Raw genomic sequence first — 22,115 nt, 5'->3', positions numbered from 1 at the left:
ATGTCCGACCTATTGAGGCTGGCCACCGCCGGTTCTGTCGACGACGGCAAGTCCACTCTGGTCGGACGCCTGCTCTACGACACGAAGTCCGTCCTGGCCGACCAGATCGACGCCGTCACTCGCGCGTCGGTGGACAAGGGTCTCGCCACACCGGATCTCTCGCTGCTCGTGGACGGGTTGCGCGCGGAACGCGAACAGGGCATCACGATCGATGTCGCCTACCGCTACTTCGCCACGCCGCGCCGCTCTTTCGTGCTCGCGGACACCCCCGGGCACGTGCAGTACACCCGCAACACCGTCTCCGGCGCGTCCACCGCGCAGCTGGTGATCCTGCTCGTCGACGCGCGCAAGGGCGTCATCGAGCAGACGCGCAGGCATGCTGCGGTGCTCGCGCTGCTCGGCGTGCCGAAGCTGGTGCTCGCGGTGAACAAGATCGACCTGGTCGACGACGCCGCCGCCGTCTTCGCGGCCATCTCCGCGGAGTTCACCGAGCTCACCCGCACGCTGGGCTGGTCGAGCGAGGACGTGCTGGAGATCCCGGTCTCGGCGCTGCACGGCGACAACATCGCCACGCGGTCGGACAACACCCCGTACTACGACGGTCCCTCGTTGATCGAGCACCTGGAGTCGGTGCCGGTCGACGCCGACAGCACCGGCAATCACGCGCTCGGCCTGCGTTTCCCGGTGCAGTACGTGATCCGGCCGCGCACCGCCGAATACCCGGACTACCGCGGCTACGCGGGACAGATCGCGGCGGGTTCGGTCGCGCCCGGCGACGAGGTCGTGGCGCTGCCCTCCGGTATCCGGACCACCGTGGAGCGGATCGACACCCCCGACGGCGAGCTCGCGGTGGCGCAGACCGGCCGCAGCGTCACGCTGATCCTGGCCGACGAGGTCGACATCTCGCGCGGCGACATCATCGCCTCGACCGCCGACGCACCGGAGCCCATCGACGCGTTCGACGCCACCGTGTGCTGGTTGGGCGACAAGCCGCTGCGCCCCGGCGCCCGGCTGCTGCTCAAGCACGGCACCCGGACCACCCAGGCCATCGTCGGCGCGCTGCTGGAGCGTTTCGACGAGCAGCGCCTCACGGCCGATCCGAATCCGGAATCGTTGGAGCTCAACGACATCGGACGCATTTCGGTGCGCGTCGCCGATCCGATCGCGGCCGACGACTACCGGGTGAACCGGCACACCGGCAGCTTCCTGCTGATCGATCCGGCCGGTGGCAACACGCTGGCCGCCGGTCTGGTCGGGGATGTGCTGACCGCGGTCGAGGTCGGCACCGGAGACTGACATGACGGTAGCGCGAGCCCCATTCGGCGCGCGGTCGGTCGCGGCAGCCGCGGGAGGCCGCGCGACATCCCGGTTCGGCTCCGCACCACCCGCGCTCGGGCGGGTCACCACGGAGAAGCCGCCCGCGTTGATCGCGGTGGCGCACGGAAGTCGTGATCCGCGGTCCGCGGCGACCGTTTCGGCGGTGGTCGCGGCCCTGGCGGCCGCGCGGCCGGACATCGCCGTGCGCACGGCCTTTCTCGACCTGAACGCGCCTTCCGTCGATCAGGTCGTGGATTCCCTTGTCGCTCAGGGACATACGCACGCGGTAGTCACGCCGCTGCTGCTCGGCAGTGCCTTTCACGCCAGGGTCGACCTGCCCGGACTGCTCGACACGGCCCGCACGCGTCAACCCCAGCTGCGGTTGACCCAGGCCGATGTCCTCGGCTCCGACCCCTTATTGATCGGAGTGCTGCGCGATCGTGTCCTCGCCGCGTGCGACGTCGAGCACGCCTCGCCGGATCGGCGGATCGGCATCGCGGTCGCCGCGGTCGGATCGTCTTCTGCGGCGGCCAACGCCCGCACCGCCGAGGTGGCCCCCCGGCTCGCCGCCCGCACCGGCTGGCTCACCGAGATCTGCTTCGCGACCACCGAACCCGCGGTGGGCGAGGCGATCTCACGTCTGCACGCCCGCGGCGCCGACCACGTCCTGGTCGCGCCCTGGTTCCTCGCGCCCGGCCTGCTGACCGACCGCCTGCTGCACGAGGCACCCGAAGCCATCCATGCCGACGTGCTCGGCCCGCATCCGGCCCTCACGGCCGTCATGCTGGATCGCTACCACGCTGCCCTCGCCGATACGCCCGCGCTCTCAGCCTGAATCGGCGGGACCGGAGCGCGCCGATTCCGTTTCGACAGAAATATGCGAAAAGCGCAGTTGAAATACGGCCCGGGTCCGGAGTAGCGCGTACCCCGGACCCTGAACCGTTTCGAGCTATGGAATCAGGAGCATTCCAAAGAAATCGGAGACCAGGCGGACAACCTGATCGATGAAGCGCGGAATCATCACGTTCCTCCTGCCGCTCAGTGAAGTTACCAACCAGTCCGTACTGAATTCGCTCTCCAGCAACGGGTTACAAGGCATTCGTTGCAGACAATGCAAAGGATGGCACCTCGCCTGGTCTGACGCCGGATTTACTGCGCGCCGCACCAGTTGACGATTCATTTGCTGCACAATAGCTTGGCTAGCTGTCGTCGTGGCGACACGCAGAACGATCTTGTCATCGAAAACCGGATCTCGGGATGTCGGCAATTATGAACCATTCCTGGGTCCGGCTCCTGATCAACTCAGCGGCCCCCGCGCTCGCCGGATTTCTGCGGATTGACCAACACTCACGGTCGTGCTTGTCCGCCGACTGCGGATTTACGGTCGGCGCTCCGCCTTCGCACATAGGGCAGAGTCTTCACGCCAGGTTCGTTGTGCCACAACGGCTTCCAGTCGGTGGACCGCCGACCGGGCAGCTGCTCAGCCGAGCAGGTCTTCGACCACGGCGCGGGCGGTGGCGACGCCGCGTTCGTCGCCCATTTGCCGCGCGGTGTGCGCCGCGGCGATCACCGCGTCCAGTTCGAATGCGATGGCGTCGGCGGCGCGCTCACCGAGATGGCCCTGATCCTGGGCGCGGCGAATCTCCTTGACCAGCAAGGCGAGCCAGTCTCGGCGGTCCTCGGCGATGGCGTCCCGGACCGGGCCAGGCCTGCTGTCGAACTCGGCGAGGGTTGCGACGCGGAAGCATCCACCGGGGAACGCCGGGTCGGCAACCTGACCGAACCAGCGCTCGACCAGGGCGCGCAGACGCGGTAGTCCGCCGGGCTCACTCATGCTCGGCGTGATCACTTCATCGATGAACACCTGTCGCGCGCACGCTACCGCGGCGAGTTGCAAGCTCTCCTTGCTGCCGAAGAGGGTTGCGATGCCGCTCTTGCTGACGCCGAGGTCGCCCGCCAGCCGCCCGATGCTGAGCCCGGTGAGCCCTTCGACGGATGCCACGTCGGCGGCGCGGCGCGCGATCGATGCGCGGGATCGCGCGCCCTTGGCCAGACGCTGATCGGTGCCGTGCGGCGGGTCGGTGACGGACTCGGTCATGGCCCCATTCTTCCACTCGACAGTTGCACATACGAACGTACGGTCGTATTTTAATTGTACGAACGATCGTGCGTTTTGTTTACCGCAATCCCGAAGGACTTCCCATGACCGATGTATCCGCGCGGGCGGAAAGCCCACCGACCGCTGCCACCCGCACGCTGCTGATCGCCTGCGGCACGGCATTCATCGCCTTTCTCGACCTATCGGTCGTCAACATCGCCTTCCCCTCCATCGCCCGCGACTACCCCGGTATCGCGGCCACCACGCTGACCTGGGTGGTCAGCGGATACGCGGTCGCCTTCGCCGCACTGCTCACCCCGGCGGGCCGGTTCGCCGACGTGCTCGGGCGCCGCAGGCTCTTTCTCGGCGCCCTGGCCGGTTTCGCCCTGACCTCCCTGCTCTGCGGTCTCGCGCCCACCGCGGGCTGGCTCATCGCGGGCCGGGTGCTGCAAGGCGCCACGGCGGCGCTGATGGTGCCGTCGGCCCTCGGCCTGGTACTCGCCGCCACCCCGCGCGAGAAGATCGGCGCGGCGATCGGAGCGTGGTCGGCCGCGGCCGGGTTCGCCGCGGTGGTCGGACCCGCGCTCGGCGGCGCGCTGGTCGAAGGGTTCAGCTGGCGAGCGGTTTTCGTGATCAACGTGCCGGTGGCCGTCGCGCTCATCGCCGCGACGGCTCGCATACCGGCCTCCGGCGTCCGGCCGCAGGGTACTGCGTTACCGGATCCGCTCGGCACGCTCGCGGTCGCGCTCGGTCTCGGCGGATTGGTCGCCGGCGTCACCGAAGGGCAGCGCTGGGGCTGGACCTCGGCCGGGACCCTCACGGCGCTGATCGGCGGCGGGCTGCTGGTGGCGGCGGCGCTCGTGCGCTCGGCGCGTCACCACGATCCCGCGATCGCCGTGGAGCTCTGGCGCAGCACACCGTACGCGCTGGCCAACGCGACCTCGTTCGTCTTCGGCGCCGCGATGTTCGCCTGGCTGCTGGCGGGACCGCTGTTCCTGGACGCGATCTGGGGCTATTCGGTGCTCGGCTCCGCGGGCGCGATGACCATCGGTGCGGTGGCCTCGATGGTGACCGCGACTGTCGCGGGCCGGGTCGGGTCTCCCACGGCCAGGCGGTGGCTCGGCGTGCTCGGCGCGTTGATGTTCGTCGCGTGTACGGCGTGGATGAGCACGGATGCCTTCGGTTCGGCTCCGGCGCTGTGGTCGGCGTGGATTCCGGCCGGAGTGCTGGGCGGTGGGGGTATCGGGTTCCTGGTCACCGTGCTGGGCACCGCGGCCGCGAGTTCACTTCCACCACAGCAATTCGCCGCGGGCACCGGTATGAATCTCACGGCGCGGCAGGTGGGCGGCGCGCTCGGCGTCGCCGTGCTCGCCGCGGTGTTCGCGGCGCGTCCCGACGACCCGCTCGGCGCCTTCCACACCCTGTTCGCCGTCTGCGCGGGCATCGCCGCCGTGTCCGCCTGCCTGGCGGCGCTGCCAACTCGCGCCCCGTCCCTCTCCCTCGACAATTAGGAACATCCGTGACTGCCAATGACATTCGCACCGAAGCCAACGACCCGATGCTGCTGGCCCCCGAAGAACAACGCCGCCGCCTGGCCGACGCGCCGTGGCGGCGATACGCGGTGCTCGGCGACTCCATCGCCCAAGGCGTCGGCGACCCGAGCCCGGGCTACGAACCCGTGGGTTGGGCCGACCGTGTCGCCACCGTGCTCACGGCGGTGCGTCCCGGCCTCGCCTACCTGAACACCGGCCGGATCGGCGCTACCTCCGCCCAGGTCATCGCCCAACAGTTGCCCTCCGTGCTCGAATTCCAGCCGGACCTCGTGCATCTCAGCTGCGGCGGCAACGACCTGTTCCTGCCGGGCGGCGACCTCACGGGCCTGCGCGAGAACCTGGACACCCTGTTCGGGACATTGGCCCGGACGGGGGCTCAGGTCGTCACCTTCACCCTGGCCGACGTCTGGGAAGTCGAGCGCATGGCGCCGATGCGCCCGATGCGCGACCGCATGGCCGCGCTCAACGACCTGGTCCGCGAGCTGGCCGCCCGCTACGACGCGCTCCTGCTCGAATTCTGGGACCACCCGCTGCGCCTGCGCCCCGATCTGATGAGCGCCGACCTCATCCACTTCAGCATGAGCGGCCACGCCGTGCTCGCCTCGGACATGGTGCGCACCTTGGCCGACCGCATTCCCGCCCCTCGCTGAGTCCGCACCGGGACGTGGCGGAGGCATACCCCGCCATGTCCCGATCAGGCGGCGACCCAGCTGCACTTCGGCGGGAGACTCGCAGCACGTTACGGGCGATACGCGCTGATCACTGCGGCCGCCGATCCATGAGGCGACCTGCGCCACAAGCAACGACCCAGGGCGCGACGATTCATGCCGCGACAGCCCCGGGCGGCCTCCACAATCGACAGCGCAGCCACGCCACTCACCTACCCCTCCGCGAGCCAGGAAGCAGCGGCCCTCGGCGACACCTGCGTGCTCCGATTACACCCACCGATCAGGGCTGGTGCGCCACCGCAATCCGTGAAGTCGAGTTGGCCACTGGGTCCGCCTGCGGGTGCTCGTCAGGATGCACCGCCGGGCGGATCGTCTGCGCCGGGGCGGTAGCGGTCCAGTAGTTCGGCGCCGAGGCGGGCCAACTCGGCGCACACCTCCGGTGGGCCGAGGACTTCGATCGAAGTCCCCCAACCGGCCAGTTGCTGGGCGATCATCCAGGCGGTCGGGGCGGTGATGCGGACCCGGACACGACCGTCGTCGGCCGGGCCGTCCACGAGGCAGTTCCTGCCCTGCTGGTCACGCAGGATCGGCAGCAGGCGCTCGGGCACGAGAACGGTCGCGGCGGTGCTCGCGCGCCGCTGCTCCATCTCCTCGACCACCTCGGCCCAGGCGGAGGACAGATCGAAATCGTCTGGGCGATGGGAGGTTTCGTCGGTCGGGATCGCTTCGGCGATGCGATCGACACGGAATGTCCGCTGGCCGCGCTCGGTGCCGGCGATCAGGTACCAGACGGCATCCTTGTCCACCAGGCCCCACGGGTCGACGAGACGTTCGGAGCGCTCGCCGGTCCGGTTCGCATAGCGCAGCCGGACCTTGTTGCGCTGCACGACCGCTCTTTGCAACAACGACACCACCGGCGGCAACTCGCGATCGGTGGCACCCCAGCGGGCCGGGTCGATCACGACGGCGTCGGCCGCCGCCTCGGCGTCGCCGCGGAAGGTGTGCGGAAGCGCCCGCACCAGCTTGCGCAGCGCGGATTTCGCTTCCGGAACCGCACCCGCGGACGGACCGGCCAGCAGGAACAACGCCCGCGCCTCCCCCGCGGTCAGCCCGCTCAGATCGGTCCGCGCGCCGCCCACCAGCGACCACCCGCCGCCGCGTCCCGGCTGCGGATACACCGGCACCCCGGCCGCCGACAGCGCCTCGAGATCCCGCCGCGCCGTGGCGACCGAGGTCTCCAGCTCCGCGGCGACCTGCGCGGCCGTCACCCGCCCACGGGTCTGCATCATCAGCAGGATCGCCACCAACCTGTCTGCTCGCATGCGCACAATTCTGCCGTTAAAAGTGATCATTTGGTGCGCACTTTGGGTCGGATGATGGATTCACCAGCAAGAACGACCGAAGGAGAAACCCCATGCTGCGCGGAATGGCGACGAGCACCTTCTACGCCGACGACCTCGAAGCCGCCAAGGACTGGTACAGCGAGTTCTTCGGCATCGAGCCGTACTACCACGTCCCGAACGGCTACTACGAGTTCCGCATCGGCGATTACCAGCACGAATTCGGCATCGTGAACCGCGCGTACGCCCCCGAGGGCGCGCGCAACGCACCCGGCGGCGCCATTGTCAACTGGCATGTCGACGATTTGCAGGCGACATTCGACCGGCTGCTGGAACTGGGCGCGACGGTCTACGACCCGATCACCCCGCGCGGCAACGGCGAAGGCTTCGTCACCGCCTCGGTGGTCGACCCGTTCGGCAACGTCCTCGGACTGATGTCGAACCCGCACTACCTCGAAGTCCTGGCCGAGACCGGCCCGGCGTAACGCGAACAAGAGAAATGGCATGGCGTTATGGCCAGCGACGATCGACCCGGGGAGACCAGCCGCCGATACAGGCCGGTCAACGGCTCGAGCCGCACGTCGCTGGTCATAAGCGCCACATATCCGCCGATGCCGATGATGCCCATACCGGATGTCGCCGCGTCGGCACCGAACGATCATCGGTCAAGGACAAGAAACGCGACGCGGACGATGGATCTTTCACCGCAACCCGGACGTATGACTCGGCCGTGTCAGGGACGGAACCAGCGCTCCAGGATCGTCGCGACGCCGTCGTCGAGGACATGCCCGGTGACCTCGTCGGCGAGCCCGCGAATCTCCGCGGGCGCGTTGCCCATCGCTACCGCATGTCCTGCCCAGCAAAGCATCTCGCGGTCGTTGTAGCCGTCGCCGATGGCCAGTGTCGCTTCGAGCGGGATGCCGAGCGCGGTGCGCAGACGTTCCAGCGCCCAGCCCTTGGACACGCCCTCCCGGGCTACCGTGAGCCACGGCCCGAACTCGCCGTGCACCCAGCTCGCGCCGGGCACGCGAAGGGAGCGCAGCGCGAGCAACATTTCCTCCAGCGAACCGTCCGGCAGCCAACAGTTCAGCCGAGGGGTCGGCTCGCTGCTCAACACGTGATGGTCGACGAGCAGGAACTCCCCGAGCGAGTATTCGCCGGGACCGCCGCCGGTGGCCCAGGTTCCCATACCGACCTTCTCCACCGCGAAGATCATCGCCGGGAACAGTGCGCGCAGCGCGCTGATGGCGGGCGCGGGGTCGAATGCCTGCACCGCGACCGGCTCCACCTTGGCCACGTCGATGTGCACGGCGCCGTTCGAGCACAATGCGTGCCCGTCGCGCAGGCCGAGTTCGACCAACACGGGACGCGTGGCCAGCAGGGTTCGCCCCGTCGTCACCACGACATGCGCACCCGCCGCTACGGCCGCGCGTACCGCTGCGAGCACTCGTGCACTGATCGGTGTGCCGGTGTCCAGCAGGGTCCCGTCCACATCCAACGCGATCAACTGGGGGCCCCCGGATGCCATCACCCTATTGTGCCTCCGCGATGCGATACCCGTCGGCAAAACCCGTGCGCCGAGAACCGCAGGCCCACCGAATGATTCGCTTTCGTTGCCACGTCTCCCACTGCGCTGACATAAATGTTCACCGGCGCCGCACCCCGTCGGCTGATGCCGACATCGGAAGTCGACGTTCGCTAGTTGTCCGCCGAACAGGACAGCAGCCCACTTCGACGCGTACCTCGACGTGGTCGGCCTCGGTGGCCGCTACTAGCGACCGTGGGCTCCGCCACCGGCGCCACTCGCGCCCCCGGCTCGTCCGCCCGACGACCCGCCCGGCCTCGATCCTCCGACCGAGCCCGGCCGACTCGATGATCCACCGGAAGACGTAGTGCCCGAGGAGTTGCCGCCTACCGACCCACCCCGTGACGACGCACCGCCCGGACGCGCGCCCGATGCGGAGTCACCGGCCGAGGCCCCACCGGCCGACCTACCCGACGAACCACCGGTCGACCCACTCGGCGAGGCCCCACCGGCCGACCTACCCGACGAACCACCGGTCGACCCGACCGACGAGGAACCACCGGTCGACCCACGCGAAGAGGAACCACCAGCCGACGCACCCGACGGAGAACCACCAGGAGAGCCGTCCGAAGACGAGTCACCGGGGGCGCTGTCCGGCCCGGAATTGCCGGTCGAACCGCTGGTCGACGCGGTGCCGCTGGCGGAATCAGCGCCTGAAGACGTTCCGTCACCGGAGGTTTGATCGGAACTTCCCGACGAAGTGCTCCCGGTCGCACCACCCGGTGTGCTCGTTTCGGAGGAGCCGCTTTCACCGCCCGATGCCGACTCTGAACCCACCGTGTCGGAGGGTCCGGTAGCAGGAGTATCCGTCCGTGTCCCTGGCATCGTGCCAGGGTTGGTCGAGCCAACGGCCGGGTTGCCCACCGGAGCGGGCGAAGCATTGTGGGGCGCAGGTAAATTCATGCCAGGCACCGGGATGGGCGTCCCGGGCTGTGTCAGCACAGGCGTCCCGGCACCGGGGACGGGAAGCTGCCCCGACCCGGGAGGCAGACCGGCGTCGGGAGGGTGGCCGACCACTGGCCGACTGGGCATATCGGATACGGGAGGCCCAGCGGGATCCTTGGGTGCGGGCCGGGTGACCGGGCCGAACGGCAGCGGATTCGCGAAGTAGGCAGGATCGCCATATCCGCCGCGCCGCAATCCACCCGGGGTACAGCAGTTTCGCGGATCTCTGTGCGAGCCGATCCGTGACTCTGATACCGAAGGACCATAACCCGCGCTGCGCGGGACCGGTGTAATGAATCGGGTATAGGCGGAAGCCCGCGGGGATAGCAGCGGGGGCAGCACGTGATTCGCATTCCATCGGGCCGGCGCGGACATTCGCGACAAAGCATCCGCGAGATGCTCGCCACCCATCTCGTGGAGCAGATTGTCCGCTGGTACCTCGAGATCCGGAAGACGCTCCAGCATGGGCGACAACTCGGGAACGGTCGGTCCACCGAACACGGTCGCGGCCGACATCGCGACCGCGGAAACCACTGCCGCACTGGAGAACACTGCCACTCGCGGAGCATTGCCGTGATCACTTGCGGTGCCGAGCGCCATGGTGCGCGCCGCCATGAGTGCGGCGCCCGCAGCGATGGTATGGCCCGGGTCGGCCGAAATCACCACAGGCCGGCCGAGTTCGGCGAGCGCGCGCGCCACTTCGGCGGGGCGGGACGCGCCACCCACCAGGAGGATGCGACCGATGTCCGACATCGTGATGCCCGCGGACCGAACACAGTCACGGACCAGTTCGAGGGAGTCCTGTATGTGCGCGATGCGCAGTCCATCGATGTCCACCATGGAGGTCATCGACAGACGCGTGGACTTTGGCGATGCATCCGGGGCGTAGCGCGCGATCATCGAACCCAGCGGCCTGCCGCCGAAGTCGTAGGAGCGCACCGGCTTTCCGATCATGGGATGGTTGTCCCAGTCCGGCCCGACCCGCACGATGGTCACGTCGAGACTCGTGCCGCCGAGGTCGTAGACCAGCACGAAGCTCGTCTCCAGCGGGCCGTGCTCATGTTCCAGCCATTCCGCGGCCGCGACGGGTTCCGGCACCAGAAGAACGTCGCTCGCTCCGGATAAGTCCAGTGCTTGGCGCAGTAACGAGACCTGCTTGCCGGAGTACATCGCCGGGTACGTCGTCACTACTCCCGCTTCGGGCGCACCGGGCTCGACCGCGCGGAGTTCGTTCACCACCGCGGCGACGAGATTGGCCGGCGACCAGATGCGCCCGCCGACGATCACAGCGTCCGCATCGCGGCCCAGATCGGCGAAATCGGTCACCGCCATGCTGAATTGGGGAATGCCACCGAGGCGCAGTCCACCCGCGCTGTCGAACGTCACCGCGGTGCGCCGCGACCGAACGGTTGGCCGCGGCCGTTGCGCGGTGACCGAAGCCGTCACGGAGTTCACTGCACCGATGCTGAATCCCAGACCTGTCGTCATTCGCTATCCCGTCAACGCACCGTGACCACGTCCATCACACGGATTTCCCCTGCGGCCGCGGTCGTCTTCCAAACAGCCACCACAGATTAGCTGTTCCACCATCTCAGGGATGCTCAATTGATATGAAATGTTTCGACGGTCGCCACAATCGTCCGAATTGCCAGGTGAACGGCGCAACACTGACCCGTTCAGCCCTCTCGACATCGCCCAATGCGGTTGCGCCCAGCAATGTTCCGCTACTTCACAGCGATCCCGATATCACCGCGACAATCCGACCGGCGGATGGTTTCCAACACTGAAACACACCGCTCGACAGACACTTATCGGTCGGTTACCATAAGATTGCTCTTGCTAGCTACTTTCGACGGTCGCCACGCAGGAAAGACTGTTGACGTATCAACGCAACGTCCGATTGCCGCCAGCATCGCACTCGGCGCCCGGCTTCACTCGACAGCGAGGCCCCCACCACGAGGTGGGATCGCGAGAGAGTGGAAAGGGAAGAGAAACCATGCCAACACGATTCGCCGAGCAGGTCGTTCTGATCACCGGCGCCAGCTCGGGCGTGGGCAAGGCGGTGGCGATGCGGGTCGCGGCCGAAGGCGCCGCGGTCGTGCTCGGTGCGCGCGGCAAGGACGCGGGTGAGCAGGTGGCCGCCCAGATCCGCGCGGCCGGCGGGCGCGCGCTGTTCGTGCCGACCGATGTCACGGTGGAGCAGGACGTGGCCCGGCTGACCGAGGCGGCGGTATCCGAATACGGCCGCTTGGACGCCGCATTCAACAACGCGGGCGCGGTGTGCGCGTTCGGGCCGATCTCGCAGATCGGCGAGGCGGGCTGGCGCGAAGACCTGGAGCTCAACCTCACCAGTGTGTTCTACGGCCTGCGGCACCAGGTTCCCGCGCTGGTGGCGTCGGGCGGCGGCGCGATCCTGAACAACGCGTCCAATCTCGGTGTCGTCGGGATGGGTTCGGTGGCGCCCTACGTGGCGGCCAAGCATGGTGTGATCGGCTTGACCCGAGCGGTGGCGCTGGAGGCCGCCGACCAGGGCGTCCGGGTCAACGCGCTGGTGTCCGGGGCGGTCGACACCCCGGCGTTCCGCAATTCGATGGGCGCCACGCCCGAGGGGGAGGCGGCCATCGCCTCCCTGCACCCGATGGGCCGCATCGCCACACCGGACGAAATCGCCGCGTTCTGCGCCTACTTGCTCAGTGGCGAGTCGAGTTTCGTCACCGGGGCGGCACTGACCATCGATGGCGGATTCACCGCACGCTGATCCACCCCGGAGAGGCGCACCTCCGCCTTCGCTCCGGCCATGCGCGGGGCTGAGGACCGACTACGTCCGACAGCGCCCATCGTGCGAACCTGTCCGACTGTGCCCATCAGGGGTCCGCCTCGAGGTACCGGTGCAGGCCGGGTACCTCGAGGCGGAGTTCAGGCGCGAGCCAGCAGACGACGGACGCGGGGCCGAGCGGCTCCCTCGGCGCGCACCGCAGGCTGACGCAGACGCACCAAACGGTCGAACTCCGCGGCGGTTCCGGCGGGTTCGGATAGGCGACCCGCGTTGAAGTCCGCGGCCAGCTGCCGGACGGTCTCCTGGGCACAGGACTTGTTCGTGCCGATGAAACCGGTGGGTCCGCGCTTGATCCAGCCGGTGACATAGGCGCCGGGCACCACCGGGCCGCCCGCGCGCTCCAGCACACGGCCTTCCGCGTTCGGGATCACTCCCGCGCTCTCGTCGAACGGCACGCCCGGCACAGCGACGCCGCGGTAGCCGACCGAGGTGAGCACCATTCCGGTCTGGAGCCGATCGGTCTCTCCCGTCGCGACCGCGCGAATACGTCCATCCGGATCGCTGACGAGCTCGGTGTGGCCGATCTCGATGCCGGTCACCCGATCGGTGCCCAGGATCTCGGTGGGTGCGGCCAAATACCGGAACACGATCCGCTTACGCTCACCGACGGGCCTGGTGCGCACGCTGTGCAGCAGTCGCAGCTTCTGCTCGATATGGAAGGGCAGCTCCGCACCGAGACCAGGCAGCTCGCCCTCGATCGCGATGTCCACATCGCACCCGAGCAGCCCGACGAATTCCGGCACGGTGAACGCGGATTCGAGTGGGCCGCGCCGACCGAGCACGACCACTTCCTCGACCTTGCTCTTCCGCAATGCCCGCAGCGCATACGGCGCGATGTCGGTATGCGCCAGCGCGTCCGGGTCACTGGTCAGAACACGGGCGACATCGAGGGCGACATTGCCGTTGCCGACGATCACCGCACGCCGACCGGACAGGTCGAACACCCGATCCACGTAATCGGGATGCCCGTTGTACCAGGCCACGAAGTCGGTGGCCGACACGTTGCCGGCCAAACCCTCACCCGGGATGCCGAGCTTGCGATCCGACGACGCACCCACCGCGTAGATCACCGCATGGAAGTGGTCGAACAGTTCGGCGGGCGAGACGTGCGCGCCGACCTCGACATTCAGGTACGACCCGAACCCCGGCTGCGCCGCGATCACGTCGAACAGCCCACCGACCTTCCTGGTCTTGTCGTGGTCCGGCGCGACGCCGTGCCGCGCCAGCCCGTAGGGCACCGGCAGCCGGTCGAGCACGGTCACCGACACATCGGGCTGGGTCAGCAGCTCATCGGCGGCATACATCGCCGACGGTCCCGACCCCACGATCGCCACCCGCAGCGGCGTGCGCTCGGTGTGGATCCGCGCCGCGGGCACCGGCCGGGCCAGCAGCGGCCGCGGCCGGGCCTGCCGGTAGAAATCGGCGTTGATCTCGATGAACGGCTTCTGCTCCTCGGTCAGCTTCTTCGATGACACGATGGCGTCGACCGGGCACGCGGTGGCGCAGGCGCCGCAGTCCACGCACGCCTTCGGGTCCACGTACAACATCTCCGCCGTCCGGAAGTCCGGTTCGTCGGGCGTGGGATGGATGCAGTTGACCGGGCAGGCGTACACGCACGACGCGTCGCTACAGCAGGATTGGGTGACGACGTAGGGCATGCGGCTCAGGCGACCTTGCTCACGACGCGCAGCGGCTCCGACCGATACCGGGTGGCGGGGCCGTCGATCCCGAGCGCCTTCCAGACGGCCTTGGCGACCGGGTTCATCAGCCCGATGTCCTTGGCCAGGGTGCGCACATCGCAGAAGTAGTCGCTGAAGACCTGCTTGGCCTCCTTGGACCCGTAGAACAGCTCCTTGCGAACCTGGTTCGGAATGCCGAACTCGGTGAAGAACGCCCGCGGCGGGGTCACGATGGCGCGGCCGAGGATCCACATGACGATCGGCATGGCCAGCGACAGAATGAACTTCTGCCTCGGGTTCGCCTGCGGCACATGGTTCTTCAGGAACTCGTGCGCGAAGGAGATGTGCCTGGCCTCTTCCGCGACGTGAATGGCCATCACACCGCGCATGATCGGGTGCACCTCTTCGCCCGAACGCAGGATCTGCTTCTGGATGTGGTCGATCGGCTCTTCACCGGCCAGCACGGCCATGAAGAACAGGTTCGGGAACCAGGCCGCCACCGGCGCGCCCAGGTACTTGAACTTGCTGACCAGCGGGCCCATACCGGGCACGTCCAGCCCGATCCGGTTCACCATCTCCTGGAACATCAGGGTGTGGTTGTGCTCCTCGATCATCTCGTGGGAGCAGTACCGGAACTCGGGCGAACCGTTCGGCAGGCCGAAATTGTGGATGACCATGCCACTGATCAGGATCGACTCGAATTGCAGGCCGACCTTGGCGATATTCGCCTGGCGGTACTTGCCTACCGCGATCTTCTGTTCGGTCGACAGCGCCTGGTACCAGGGATGGCGGGCCACCGTGTCGGCGGACACCGGCAGGATCCAGCGCTCTTCACCGGCGTCGGCGGCGAAATCGGGGTTGTCCCAGTCGATGTCCTCGAACGGGTCGAAGTGCTTGTCGACCGATCCCTCGGAAAGCAGCAACAGCTTCGCGGCGTACTCCTGCGCCTTCTCCAGATCGGGATCCACTGCGGGCGTCACGGCTGCGGACATCGTCGTCACTGCCTCTCCATCGGTGTAGCCATTTAACTGTATCCCATAGTTACACCAACGGAGAGTAACGTCAACCCAGCAGTTGCTCGGGCCGTCCGGCGATGCGCGCCCTCATCACGCGCACCGCCGGACGGCCCTGCATATCGCGGCCCCCGATCCTCGCCCGATCGCGCCGGACGAAATCCCCTCCGCCCGTGCCGGGCCGAGCAAAGGCGGAGACAACCACATAGAGACACAGCCCTGACGAAGTCCCCCGCAGCCACACGCCGAGCCCAGTGAAGCGAGGCTGCTGCACAAGAAGCGCAGCCGGACGACATCCGTCCTCATGCCGCACCGGGCCGAGCGAAGGCGAGCCGCCTAGCTCATGAGCGCCCCGTCGCCAGCTGCCAACAGCGAGGTCCCCAAGCCGGTGGTCCACACTCCTGCGACGACGACCGCCCTGCTCAACCGGCGCCTGGTCCGGCGGGACAGCATCAGTGCACGGGTAGCGGCGCGACGACGCGCACGACGACGCCGGATGCGGCGCTGCTCGGCCGCCGCCTCCGCCGCGGCCGCCGCCCTGCGACCCAGCAGCGCGGCGCCGTCGGCGATGGTCCGCTCCGGATCCGGCGCCGTGATCACCGGCCTGGCCAATTCGTCCGCGAGAACCGCGGCGACCTCGGCGGGACGCGCCGCACCGCCGACCACGAGGACGCAGTCGACATCGGCCATGGTGACGTCCGCTACGCGCAGGCAGCGATACACGAGCTGGACGGATTCCCGGATATGGCGGGCGCGCAGTTCGTCGGCGGTCGCGTCGGTCACCGACTGCGAAACCGAGGACGAGGGCAGCGCCTGTCCGGCATGCTCGGCGACCAACGCACCGAACGCGCGTCCGCCGAATTCAGTGGAGCGCAACGACACACCGACGATCGGATTGCGCGGACAACCTGCACCGACCCGGACCAAGGTGACGTCGAGTCCCGCGCCGCCGAGATCGTAGACCAGCGCGAGTCCGGGCATCAGCGGACCGCGATCGGCTTCCAGCCAGGCCGCCGCCGCGACCGGCTCGGCGACCAAGGCGACCCGTCCGAGTTCGACACCCTCCAGCGCCGCGCGTAGCGAGTCGACCTGCTCGTCGGCATAGCGGGCGGGATAGGTCATCGCGATGCCGATGCCGCCGCCGGCCGGATGGTCCTCCAGCACCTCGCCGATCAGGCACTTCGCGACCGTGGCGACGAGATCCGCCGGCGCGAGGGCGCGGTTGCCGACCCTCGCCCACGTGCTGGAAGGCTGCGTGAGGTCGGCGAACTCGGTCACCGCGCGACCATGCCTCGGCAGCATGCCGACCCTGGCCACGCCGGTGCTGTCGAAGGCCAATGTGGTCCGGCGCGTGATGGTCTGCGGGCGCTGCGTTTTGCGGCGACCCGGCGGAGCCTTGGCCGAACCTTCCTCCGCGAGAACGGAAACCGTGTTCACCGTACCGATGCTCAATCCGAGACCAACCGCCATCGCAAACCACCCCGATCGCCGTGCCGATTTGCTTCGAACGCGTCCAGGCAACCACTCCGCGATCTTCCTGCCAAGGCCGGACACCCGATTGTCCGCAGGCCGCCTGTCGTTGGCCGCGCTGGTGGCGCGGTCGTCGGCGCGCTCACCTGCGCATACCTGGACTGACATTCCGTCCGGTCGGATTTCGTTGCGGCATGCGAAGATCGGCACATGCCCGGTTATGGTTTGCCAGGAATCGCGTTATATACCGCCCTGTCCGGAATGAAACACTCAGACATGCGCAGAATGTCCTTGACCGGCCGGGAAGTCGGAATGCGGGTTGTTAGCGGCCCCAGGAAGGGACCATTCGGACAGCACCCAGCTACATCCGGTCACACACCTGGCTCGATGCCACCATCAACCGCGCCGCGATACGACCACGGCGCTGCCTACTCGCCCCAGCACGGTGCCGCAGACGGGCACGAGATGGCCGCCGCCGAACACGCGAGAGGCGCAGCAACTTTCCAGCACACAGCTGGCGGCTATCCGAAATGCCCTACTGCGCAGGAAGGTCCGGAATGCGAGTTGCGCGGGCGTAGACCGTCTCGCCGTCCGAAAGCCGCAGCGCCTCGGCGTCACCGCGGGTGACTTGCGCCGCGAACAGGTCGCCGGTCGCGGCGTTGCGCAGTTCCACCCGCACCTCGAAGCCGAGATGGACCACGCGTTCCACCGTCGCCCTGGTGACGCCCGCCGATTCCGCGGTGCCCTCGTGCTCGGCGAGCGCCATGCTGGGGTCGCGGCCCACGCGAATGTCGTGTGGTCGCACCAAATGTCCGTTGAGCCGGGCTACCGCGCCGAGGAAGGACATGACGAACTCGTTGGCGGGCCGGTCGTACACGTCCTCCGGGGTGCCGACCTGCTCGATGCGGCCCTTGTTCATCACCGCGATCCGGTCGGCGACGTCGAGCGCCTCTTCTTGGTCGTGGGTGACCAGCACGGTGGTCACGTGGACCTCCTCGTGCAGGCGACGCAGCCAGGTGCGCAAATCGGCGCGAACCTTGGCGTCCAGCGCGCCGAACGGCTCGTCCAGCAGCAGCACCTGCGGATCGACGGCGAGCGCGCGCGCCAGCGCCATGCGCTGACGCTGGCCGCCCGACAGCTGCGCGGGGTACCGGTGCTGGAAGCCGTCCAGTCCGACGATGCCGAGCAGCTCGTCGACACGCTTGCTGATCTCGTTCTTCGGGCGCTTGCGGATCTTCAGGCCGAAAGCCACGTTGTCGCGCACGGTCATATGTTTGAACGCCGCGTAGTGCTGGAACACGAAACCGATGTCGCGCTTCTGCGGCGGCACCCGGGTGACGTCGCGGCCCGCGATGCTGACCACGCCGGAGTCCAGCGACTCCAGCCCGGCGATCGAGCGCAGCAGCGTCGACTTGCCCGAGCCCGACGGGCCGAGCAGCGCGGTCAGCTCGCCGGAGGGAATGTCGATGGTGACGTCGTCGAGGGCCGCGAAGGAACCGTAGTTCTTGTTCGCGTTGGTCACGGTGATCACTTTTCGCCCCGCTTACGTTCGAGGAGGGTCATCAGCAGAAGGGTGACGAGCGCGATGCCCATCAGCAAGGTCGCGGCGGAGTAGGCGCCGAAGGTGTTGTGGTCGTTGATGTACCTGCCGTGCACGAGCAGCGTCAGCGTCAGCGACTGGCCGGGCAGCGCGGAGGACACCATGATCACCGCGCCGAATTCGCCGAGCGCGCGGGCCACGGTCAGCACCACACCGTAGGTGAGGCCCCAGCGGATCGCGGGCAGCGTGATCCGCCAGAACGTCTGCCACCGGGACGCGCCGAGCGTGGCCGCGGCCTGTTCCTGGTCGTCGCCGATCTCGTGCAGCACCGGCTCGACCTCACGCACCACGAACGGGAGGGTGACGAAAATGGTGGCGATCACCATGCCGGGCAGGTTGAAGATCACCTTCAGCCCCAGCTCTTCCAGCCCGCCGAACCAGCCGCCCGCGCCCCAGAGCAGGATCAGCGAGACGCCGACCACAACGGGCGAGACCGCGAACGGCAGGTCCACGATGCCCTGGACCAGGTTGCGGCCCGGGAAGTTTCCGCGGACCAGCGCGATCGCCGTCACGATGCCGAAGACCACGTTCACCGGAACGACGATCGCCACGATCACCAGAGACAGCTGGAACGCCGAGATCGCCGCGGGTGTGGTGATCGAGTCGATGAACGCGCCGACGCCTCGTTCGAAGGTGCGCCACAGGATGATGACCAATGGCAGCACCAGCAGCACGAACAGATAGCCGAGGGCCACCGTCCGCAACGAAATGCGGGTCGATGGGGACAGTTTCATCGGGTCGGCTCCATCCTGCGGGAGTCCCCGGAGGGTGCGCGATGGTGTCTCATCGGGTCGCCTGTTCCTTGCGAGCGGTGCGTTCGGCGAACAGCCGCAGCACCAGCAGCGTCGCGAACGAGATGGCGAGCAGTGCCACGGACACCGCCGCCGCGTTCACCGGCCGGTCGATCTCGATCTGCTTCTGGATGTACTGGGAGGCCATCTCGGTCTCGCGCGGGATCGCGCCGCCGATCAGCACCACCGACCCGTATTCACCGATGGCTCGGGCGAAGGCGAGGCCGCCGCCGCTGATGATCGCGGGCGCCAACGCGGGCAGCACGATCCGGCGGAACGTGGTCCAGTTGTTCGCGCCGAGCGAGAGCGCGGCCTGCTCGACCTCGCGGTCGGCCTCGATCAGCACCGGCTGCACCGAGCGCACCACGAACGGCAGCGTGACGAACGCCAGCGCCACCACCAGACCCGGCTGGGTGGCATTGAGGTGGATGTCGATCGGGCTCTGCGGTCCGTACAGCGACAGCAGCACGATGCTGGCCACGATCGTCGGCAGGGCGAACGGTAGATCGATCAGCGCGTTGACCACGCCTTTGCCCGGGAACTGGTCACGCACCAGCACCCAGGCGATGAGCGTGCCCATCACCACGTTGATCAGCGCCACCACCACCGAGACCAGCACCGTGATGCGCAGCGAGTCCAGCGCGGCGGGCGCGGTGACCGCGTCCACGAAGCCGGACCAGCCTTCCTCGAAACTGGTCACGGTGAGCGCCGCCAGCGGCAGCAGCACGATGATGCTCAGCCACAGCACCGCGGTGGCGATGCCGAGCGGGCCCACCGAGCCGGTCACGCGCAGCCACGACCAGTTCCAGCGCCCGGTCCGGCGCGCGGCGTCGGAGACACCGGGACCGGCTGCCTGCGCGGTCCCGGCGTTACTGCTGTCAATCACAATCGTCCAGTATCCCGTGTAACGGAGGTCACCCCGCTACTTGGTCGCCTTGTCGTAGATCACCGCGACGGAACCGGTGTTCGCGGCGAACAGGTCCTTGTCCACGGTCTTCCAGCCGCCGAGGTCGGTGATCGTCCACAGCTTTTGCGGGGCCGGGAAGTCCTTGGCGTAGTCGGCGGCGACCTTCGGGTCGACCGGGCGGAAACCGGCTGCGGCCCATGCCTTCTGGCCCTCGGCGGTGAACAGGAAGTCGCGGAAGGCGACGGCCTTCTCCTGGTTCTTGCTGTTCTTCAGCACCGCGACCGGGTTCTCGATCTTGAAGGTGACCGGCGGGACGATGTGCTCGATCGGATCGCCGTTGCGCTCGGCGAAGATCGCCTCGTTCTCGTAGCTCAGCAGCACGTCACCGGTGCCCTGCAGGAAGGTCTCGGTCGCTTCGCGGCCGGACTTCGGCTGCACCTTCACGTGGTCTTTGGAGATCAGCTGGCTCAGGTAGTCCAGGCCCGCCTGTGGGTTCTTGCCGCCCTCGCTCTTGGCCGCGTACGGCGCCAGCAGGTTCCACTTGGCCGAACCGGAGCTGAACGGGTTCGGGGTGACCACCTCGACGCCCGGCTTCAGCAGGTCGTCCCAGTCCTTGATGCCCTTCGGATTGCCTTTGCGCACCACGATCGCGACCACCGAGCCGAACGGAATTCCCTTGGTGGCGTCGGCGTTCCAGCCGGCGTCCACCAGGCCGGCGTCGACCAGCCGGGTGATGTCGGGCTCCACGGAGAAGTTGACGATGTCGGCCTCGGCACCGTCCTTCACCTTGCGGGACTGGTCGCCGGAGGCGCCGTAGGACTGCTGGATCTGGACGCCCTTGCCCTGTTCGGTCTTGTTGAACTCGGGGATCACCTTGTCGAAACCCGGCTTCGGCACGGCGTAGGCGTAGAGGTTCAGGGTGCCTGCGCTGCCGTCGCCATTGCCTCCCCCGACTGTGTCGCTGGCTCCGCCGCCGCACGCGGTCAGCGCGACCGCCGCGAGTGCGGCGAGGGCAACGGCGCTGTAGCGTCGGCGCGGCGAGAGCCAAGATTTGCGAGCCATCAGGGTGGACCTTTCGTGCGGACCGCCAATTGCCCGGTAGTACGTCGGCTGGCGGCGACAATGGTGTTGATCAGTAGACCTGCCGGCGAAGTAAGACGGCAGTGGCGCGACTATCGGCCGCCACGGGCCGAGAGGACGAGCACATCTGCGGAAAGCGCGCCAGTCTACTGAGGAACAAGACGCGAACGTGCCCGGTCGCCGATCAACGACAGTAGACGTCCGCGACCGCGAGGTCACCGACAGCAATCAACGCCAACTCATGGCGGACCTGCGGGACTGCGCTCGACGACACGGGCCGACTGTAGCAGAGCGCACGGCGGAGTTCGAATCGAAGATCCCAGGAAGAGCGGGGTTTCATCCCATGTTCACCGGGCCGCAGCGCGTCCGTACCCTTCGCACTGCGGCTACGGCCCGCGGTCGGCATCCCGCCGACCGCATGGTCCTGGTTATCGTGCGGTCACCGCCAGGATCCGGCTTCGGTACTGGGCACGCTGCCGAGTTGCCCCAGAAAACGCCACACCGGAATATCGCGACGCCATGATCACCGCGTTGGCGACATCAGATCAGCGGTCTGGATGACAGTAGCCGGCGTCACATACCCACGTATCCACCTGGCCGAGGACTGGCCGACCGCACCGGGGTTGGCGAACCGTCGCACAGATCGGCGAGAACTCCAGCGGCGCAGCGCTCAGCGAGTGATCAACCAGGCGACGACGACGAGCAGGAGCAGCGCGATCAGGGCCAGCTGGACCCGCGAGCGAGGCATCAGCGCGCTCCGCTCTGGACGGGCCTGCGGTCGTCCGCGGCCACCTGCTCGGGTTCGGGCATCGCCGCGGCGGCGATCGGCGCGGGCCGCACCGGCACGATATCGGCCGCGTAACGGCGGTCGAGCACGCGCAGCACGGCACGAAGGACGCGGTCGAGCCCGTAGGCGATGGCGAAGCTGATCGGGACCATGCCCACGAGGACCACGAGGAACTGCGGAATGAACGGCAGCCCCGCGACCCACAGCTCGAAGCCGTCCCACCATCCTGCGATGCGATGCACGGCTCCAGCATAATGGGCGCAGCCGGACGCAGTCCGTCATCAGCCCGCGCATGGCCGGAGCGAAGGCGGAGGTACGCCTAGATGAATGATTCCAAGGGGTTGGTGTGCGTGGCGGGCCGGGCACATTAACCGTGCCGGTGGGTGGACGGGTTCGGTTGTCTGGGCGGCTACGCACTGTGACCGTTTACGATCGCTGGTGTGGGG

General features: G+C 68.0%; 19 protein-coding genes and 1 pseudogene. 7 read left to right on the top strand and 13 right to left on the bottom strand.

The features are described from left to right. Both IU459_RS28390 and IU459_RS28385 read left to right on the top strand, forming a co-directional pair. Positions 1-1,296 (top strand): sulfate adenylyltransferase subunit 1, encoded by a 1,296-nt coding sequence (locus IU459_RS28390; protein ID WP_195132650.1) that lies wholly within the window; start codon positions 1-3, stop codon positions 1,294-1,296. 1 nt (position 1,297) lies between these two features. Continuing rightward, entirely contained in the window at positions 1,298-2,152 is an 855-nt protein-coding gene (locus IU459_RS28385) for a sirohydrochlorin chelatase (RefSeq protein WP_195132649.1), read from the top strand. A gap of 645 nt (positions 2,153-2,797) precedes the next feature. Here the strand turns inward: IU459_RS28385 and IU459_RS28380 are convergent. After that, positions 2,798-3,415, bottom strand: a complete 618-nt coding sequence (locus tag IU459_RS28380) for a TetR/AcrR family transcriptional regulator (RefSeq protein WP_195132648.1) — start codon at positions 3,413-3,415, stop codon at positions 2,798-2,800. Positions 3,416-3,519: 104 nt separating this feature from the next. Here IU459_RS28380 and IU459_RS28375 point away from each other — a divergent pair, with 104 nt between their 5' ends. Next, entirely contained in the window at positions 3,520-4,926 is a 1,407-nt protein-coding gene (locus IU459_RS28375) for an MFS transporter (protein WP_195132647.1), read from the top strand. Between the two features lie 8 nt (positions 4,927-4,934). After that, on the top strand, positions 4,935-5,618 hold the full coding sequence (locus IU459_RS28370; RefSeq protein WP_324199063.1) for an SGNH/GDSL hydrolase family protein: 684 nt from the start codon (positions 4,935-4,937) through the stop codon (positions 5,616-5,618). Between the two features lie 365 nt (positions 5,619-5,983). On the opposite strand, the gene IU459_RS28365 is transcribed toward IU459_RS28370, so the two are convergent. Further along, entirely contained in the window at positions 5,984-6,958 is a 975-nt protein-coding gene (locus IU459_RS28365) for a helix-turn-helix transcriptional regulator (RefSeq protein ID WP_195132646.1), read from the bottom strand. A gap of 92 nt (positions 6,959-7,050) precedes the next feature. Here IU459_RS28365 and IU459_RS28360 point away from each other — a divergent pair, with 92 nt between their 5' ends. Further along, complete coding sequence (locus IU459_RS28360; RefSeq protein WP_195132645.1) at positions 7,051-7,461, top strand: VOC family protein; 411 nt, start codon at positions 7,051-7,053, stop codon at positions 7,459-7,461. 248 nt (positions 7,462-7,709) lie between these two features. Here the strand turns inward: IU459_RS28360 and IU459_RS28355 are convergent, their stop codons facing one another. Next, complete coding sequence (locus IU459_RS28355; RefSeq protein ID WP_195132644.1) at positions 7,710-8,504, bottom strand: HAD family hydrolase; 795 nt, start codon at positions 8,502-8,504, stop codon at positions 7,710-7,712. Between the two features lie 364 nt (positions 8,505-8,868). Between IU459_RS28355 and IU459_RS38780 the strand changes: the two genes are divergently transcribed. Beyond that, on the top strand, positions 8,869-9,243 hold the full coding sequence (locus tag IU459_RS38780) for a hypothetical protein (RefSeq protein WP_228838649.1): 375 nt from the start codon (positions 8,869-8,871) through the stop codon (positions 9,241-9,243). Positions 9,244-10,124: 881 nt separating this feature from the next. Here IU459_RS38780 and IU459_RS40180 read toward each other — a convergent pair. Next, positions 10,125-10,346: pseudogene (locus IU459_RS40180) on the bottom strand (Hsp70 family protein); the annotation flags it as partial. A 1,156-nt stretch (positions 10,347-11,502) separates the two neighbouring features. Here IU459_RS40180 and IU459_RS28345 point away from each other — a divergent pair. Next, positions 11,503-12,264, top strand: coding sequence for an SDR family NAD(P)-dependent oxidoreductase (locus tag IU459_RS28345; RefSeq protein WP_195132642.1), 762 nt, complete (start codon positions 11,503-11,505; stop codon positions 12,262-12,264). A 158-nt stretch (positions 12,265-12,422) separates the two neighbouring features. On the opposite strand, the gene IU459_RS28340 is transcribed toward IU459_RS28345, so the two are convergent. The 9 genes from IU459_RS28340 to IU459_RS28305 form a co-directional block, all read right to left on the bottom strand. After that, on the bottom strand, positions 12,423-14,000 hold the full coding sequence (locus IU459_RS28340; protein WP_195132641.1) for an FAD-dependent oxidoreductase: 1,578 nt from the start codon (positions 13,998-14,000) through the stop codon (positions 12,423-12,425). 5 nt (positions 14,001-14,005) lie between these two features. After that, entirely contained in the window at positions 14,006-15,022 is a 1,017-nt protein-coding gene (locus IU459_RS28335) for an AurF N-oxygenase family protein (RefSeq protein WP_440446535.1), read from the bottom strand. A 348-nt stretch (positions 15,023-15,370) separates the two neighbouring features. Then, on the bottom strand, positions 15,371-16,471 hold the full coding sequence (locus IU459_RS28330) for an Hsp70 family protein (protein ID WP_324199062.1): 1,101 nt from the start codon (positions 16,469-16,471) through the stop codon (positions 15,371-15,373). Positions 16,472-17,039: 568 nt separating this feature from the next. Then, positions 17,040-18,035, bottom strand: coding sequence for a sulfate/molybdate ABC transporter ATP-binding protein (locus tag IU459_RS28325; protein ID WP_195132639.1), 996 nt, complete (start codon positions 18,033-18,035; stop codon positions 17,040-17,042). Continuing rightward, positions 18,032-18,838, bottom strand: a complete 807-nt coding sequence (gene cysW / locus IU459_RS28320; RefSeq protein ID WP_195132638.1) for a sulfate ABC transporter permease subunit CysW — start codon at positions 18,836-18,838, stop codon at positions 18,032-18,034. Before cysW ends, IU459_RS28325 begins: the two co-directional genes overlap by 4 nt. Before the next feature lie 49 nt (positions 18,839-18,887). Continuing rightward, a complete protein-coding gene (cysT, locus tag IU459_RS28315; RefSeq protein ID WP_195132704.1) occupies positions 18,888-19,688 on the bottom strand; it encodes a sulfate ABC transporter permease subunit CysT in 801 nt (266 codons plus the stop codon). Positions 19,689-19,817: 129 nt separating this feature from the next. Then, on the bottom strand, positions 19,818-20,864 hold the full coding sequence (locus IU459_RS28310; protein WP_195132637.1) for a sulfate ABC transporter substrate-binding protein: 1,047 nt from the start codon (positions 20,862-20,864) through the stop codon (positions 19,818-19,820). Positions 20,865-21,066: 202 nt separating this feature from the next. Beyond that, complete coding sequence (locus tag IU459_RS40175; RefSeq protein WP_364327988.1) at positions 21,067-21,222, bottom strand: Ms4533A family Cys-rich leader peptide; 156 nt, start codon at positions 21,220-21,222, stop codon at positions 21,067-21,069. Between the two features lie 407 nt (positions 21,223-21,629). Continuing rightward, positions 21,630-21,911, bottom strand: coding sequence for a hypothetical protein (locus IU459_RS28305; RefSeq protein WP_195132636.1), 282 nt, complete (start codon positions 21,909-21,911; stop codon positions 21,630-21,632). Positions 21,912-22,115: the final 204 nt, after the last annotated feature.

The organism is Nocardia amamiensis (assembly GCF_015477605.1).
Taxonomy (GTDB): Bacteria; Actinomycetota; Actinomycetes; order Mycobacteriales; family Mycobacteriaceae; genus Nocardia; species Nocardia amamiensis_A.
Note: the sequence above shows the minus strand (reverse complement) of the source record. Positions and strands in the feature narration are given on the sequence as shown.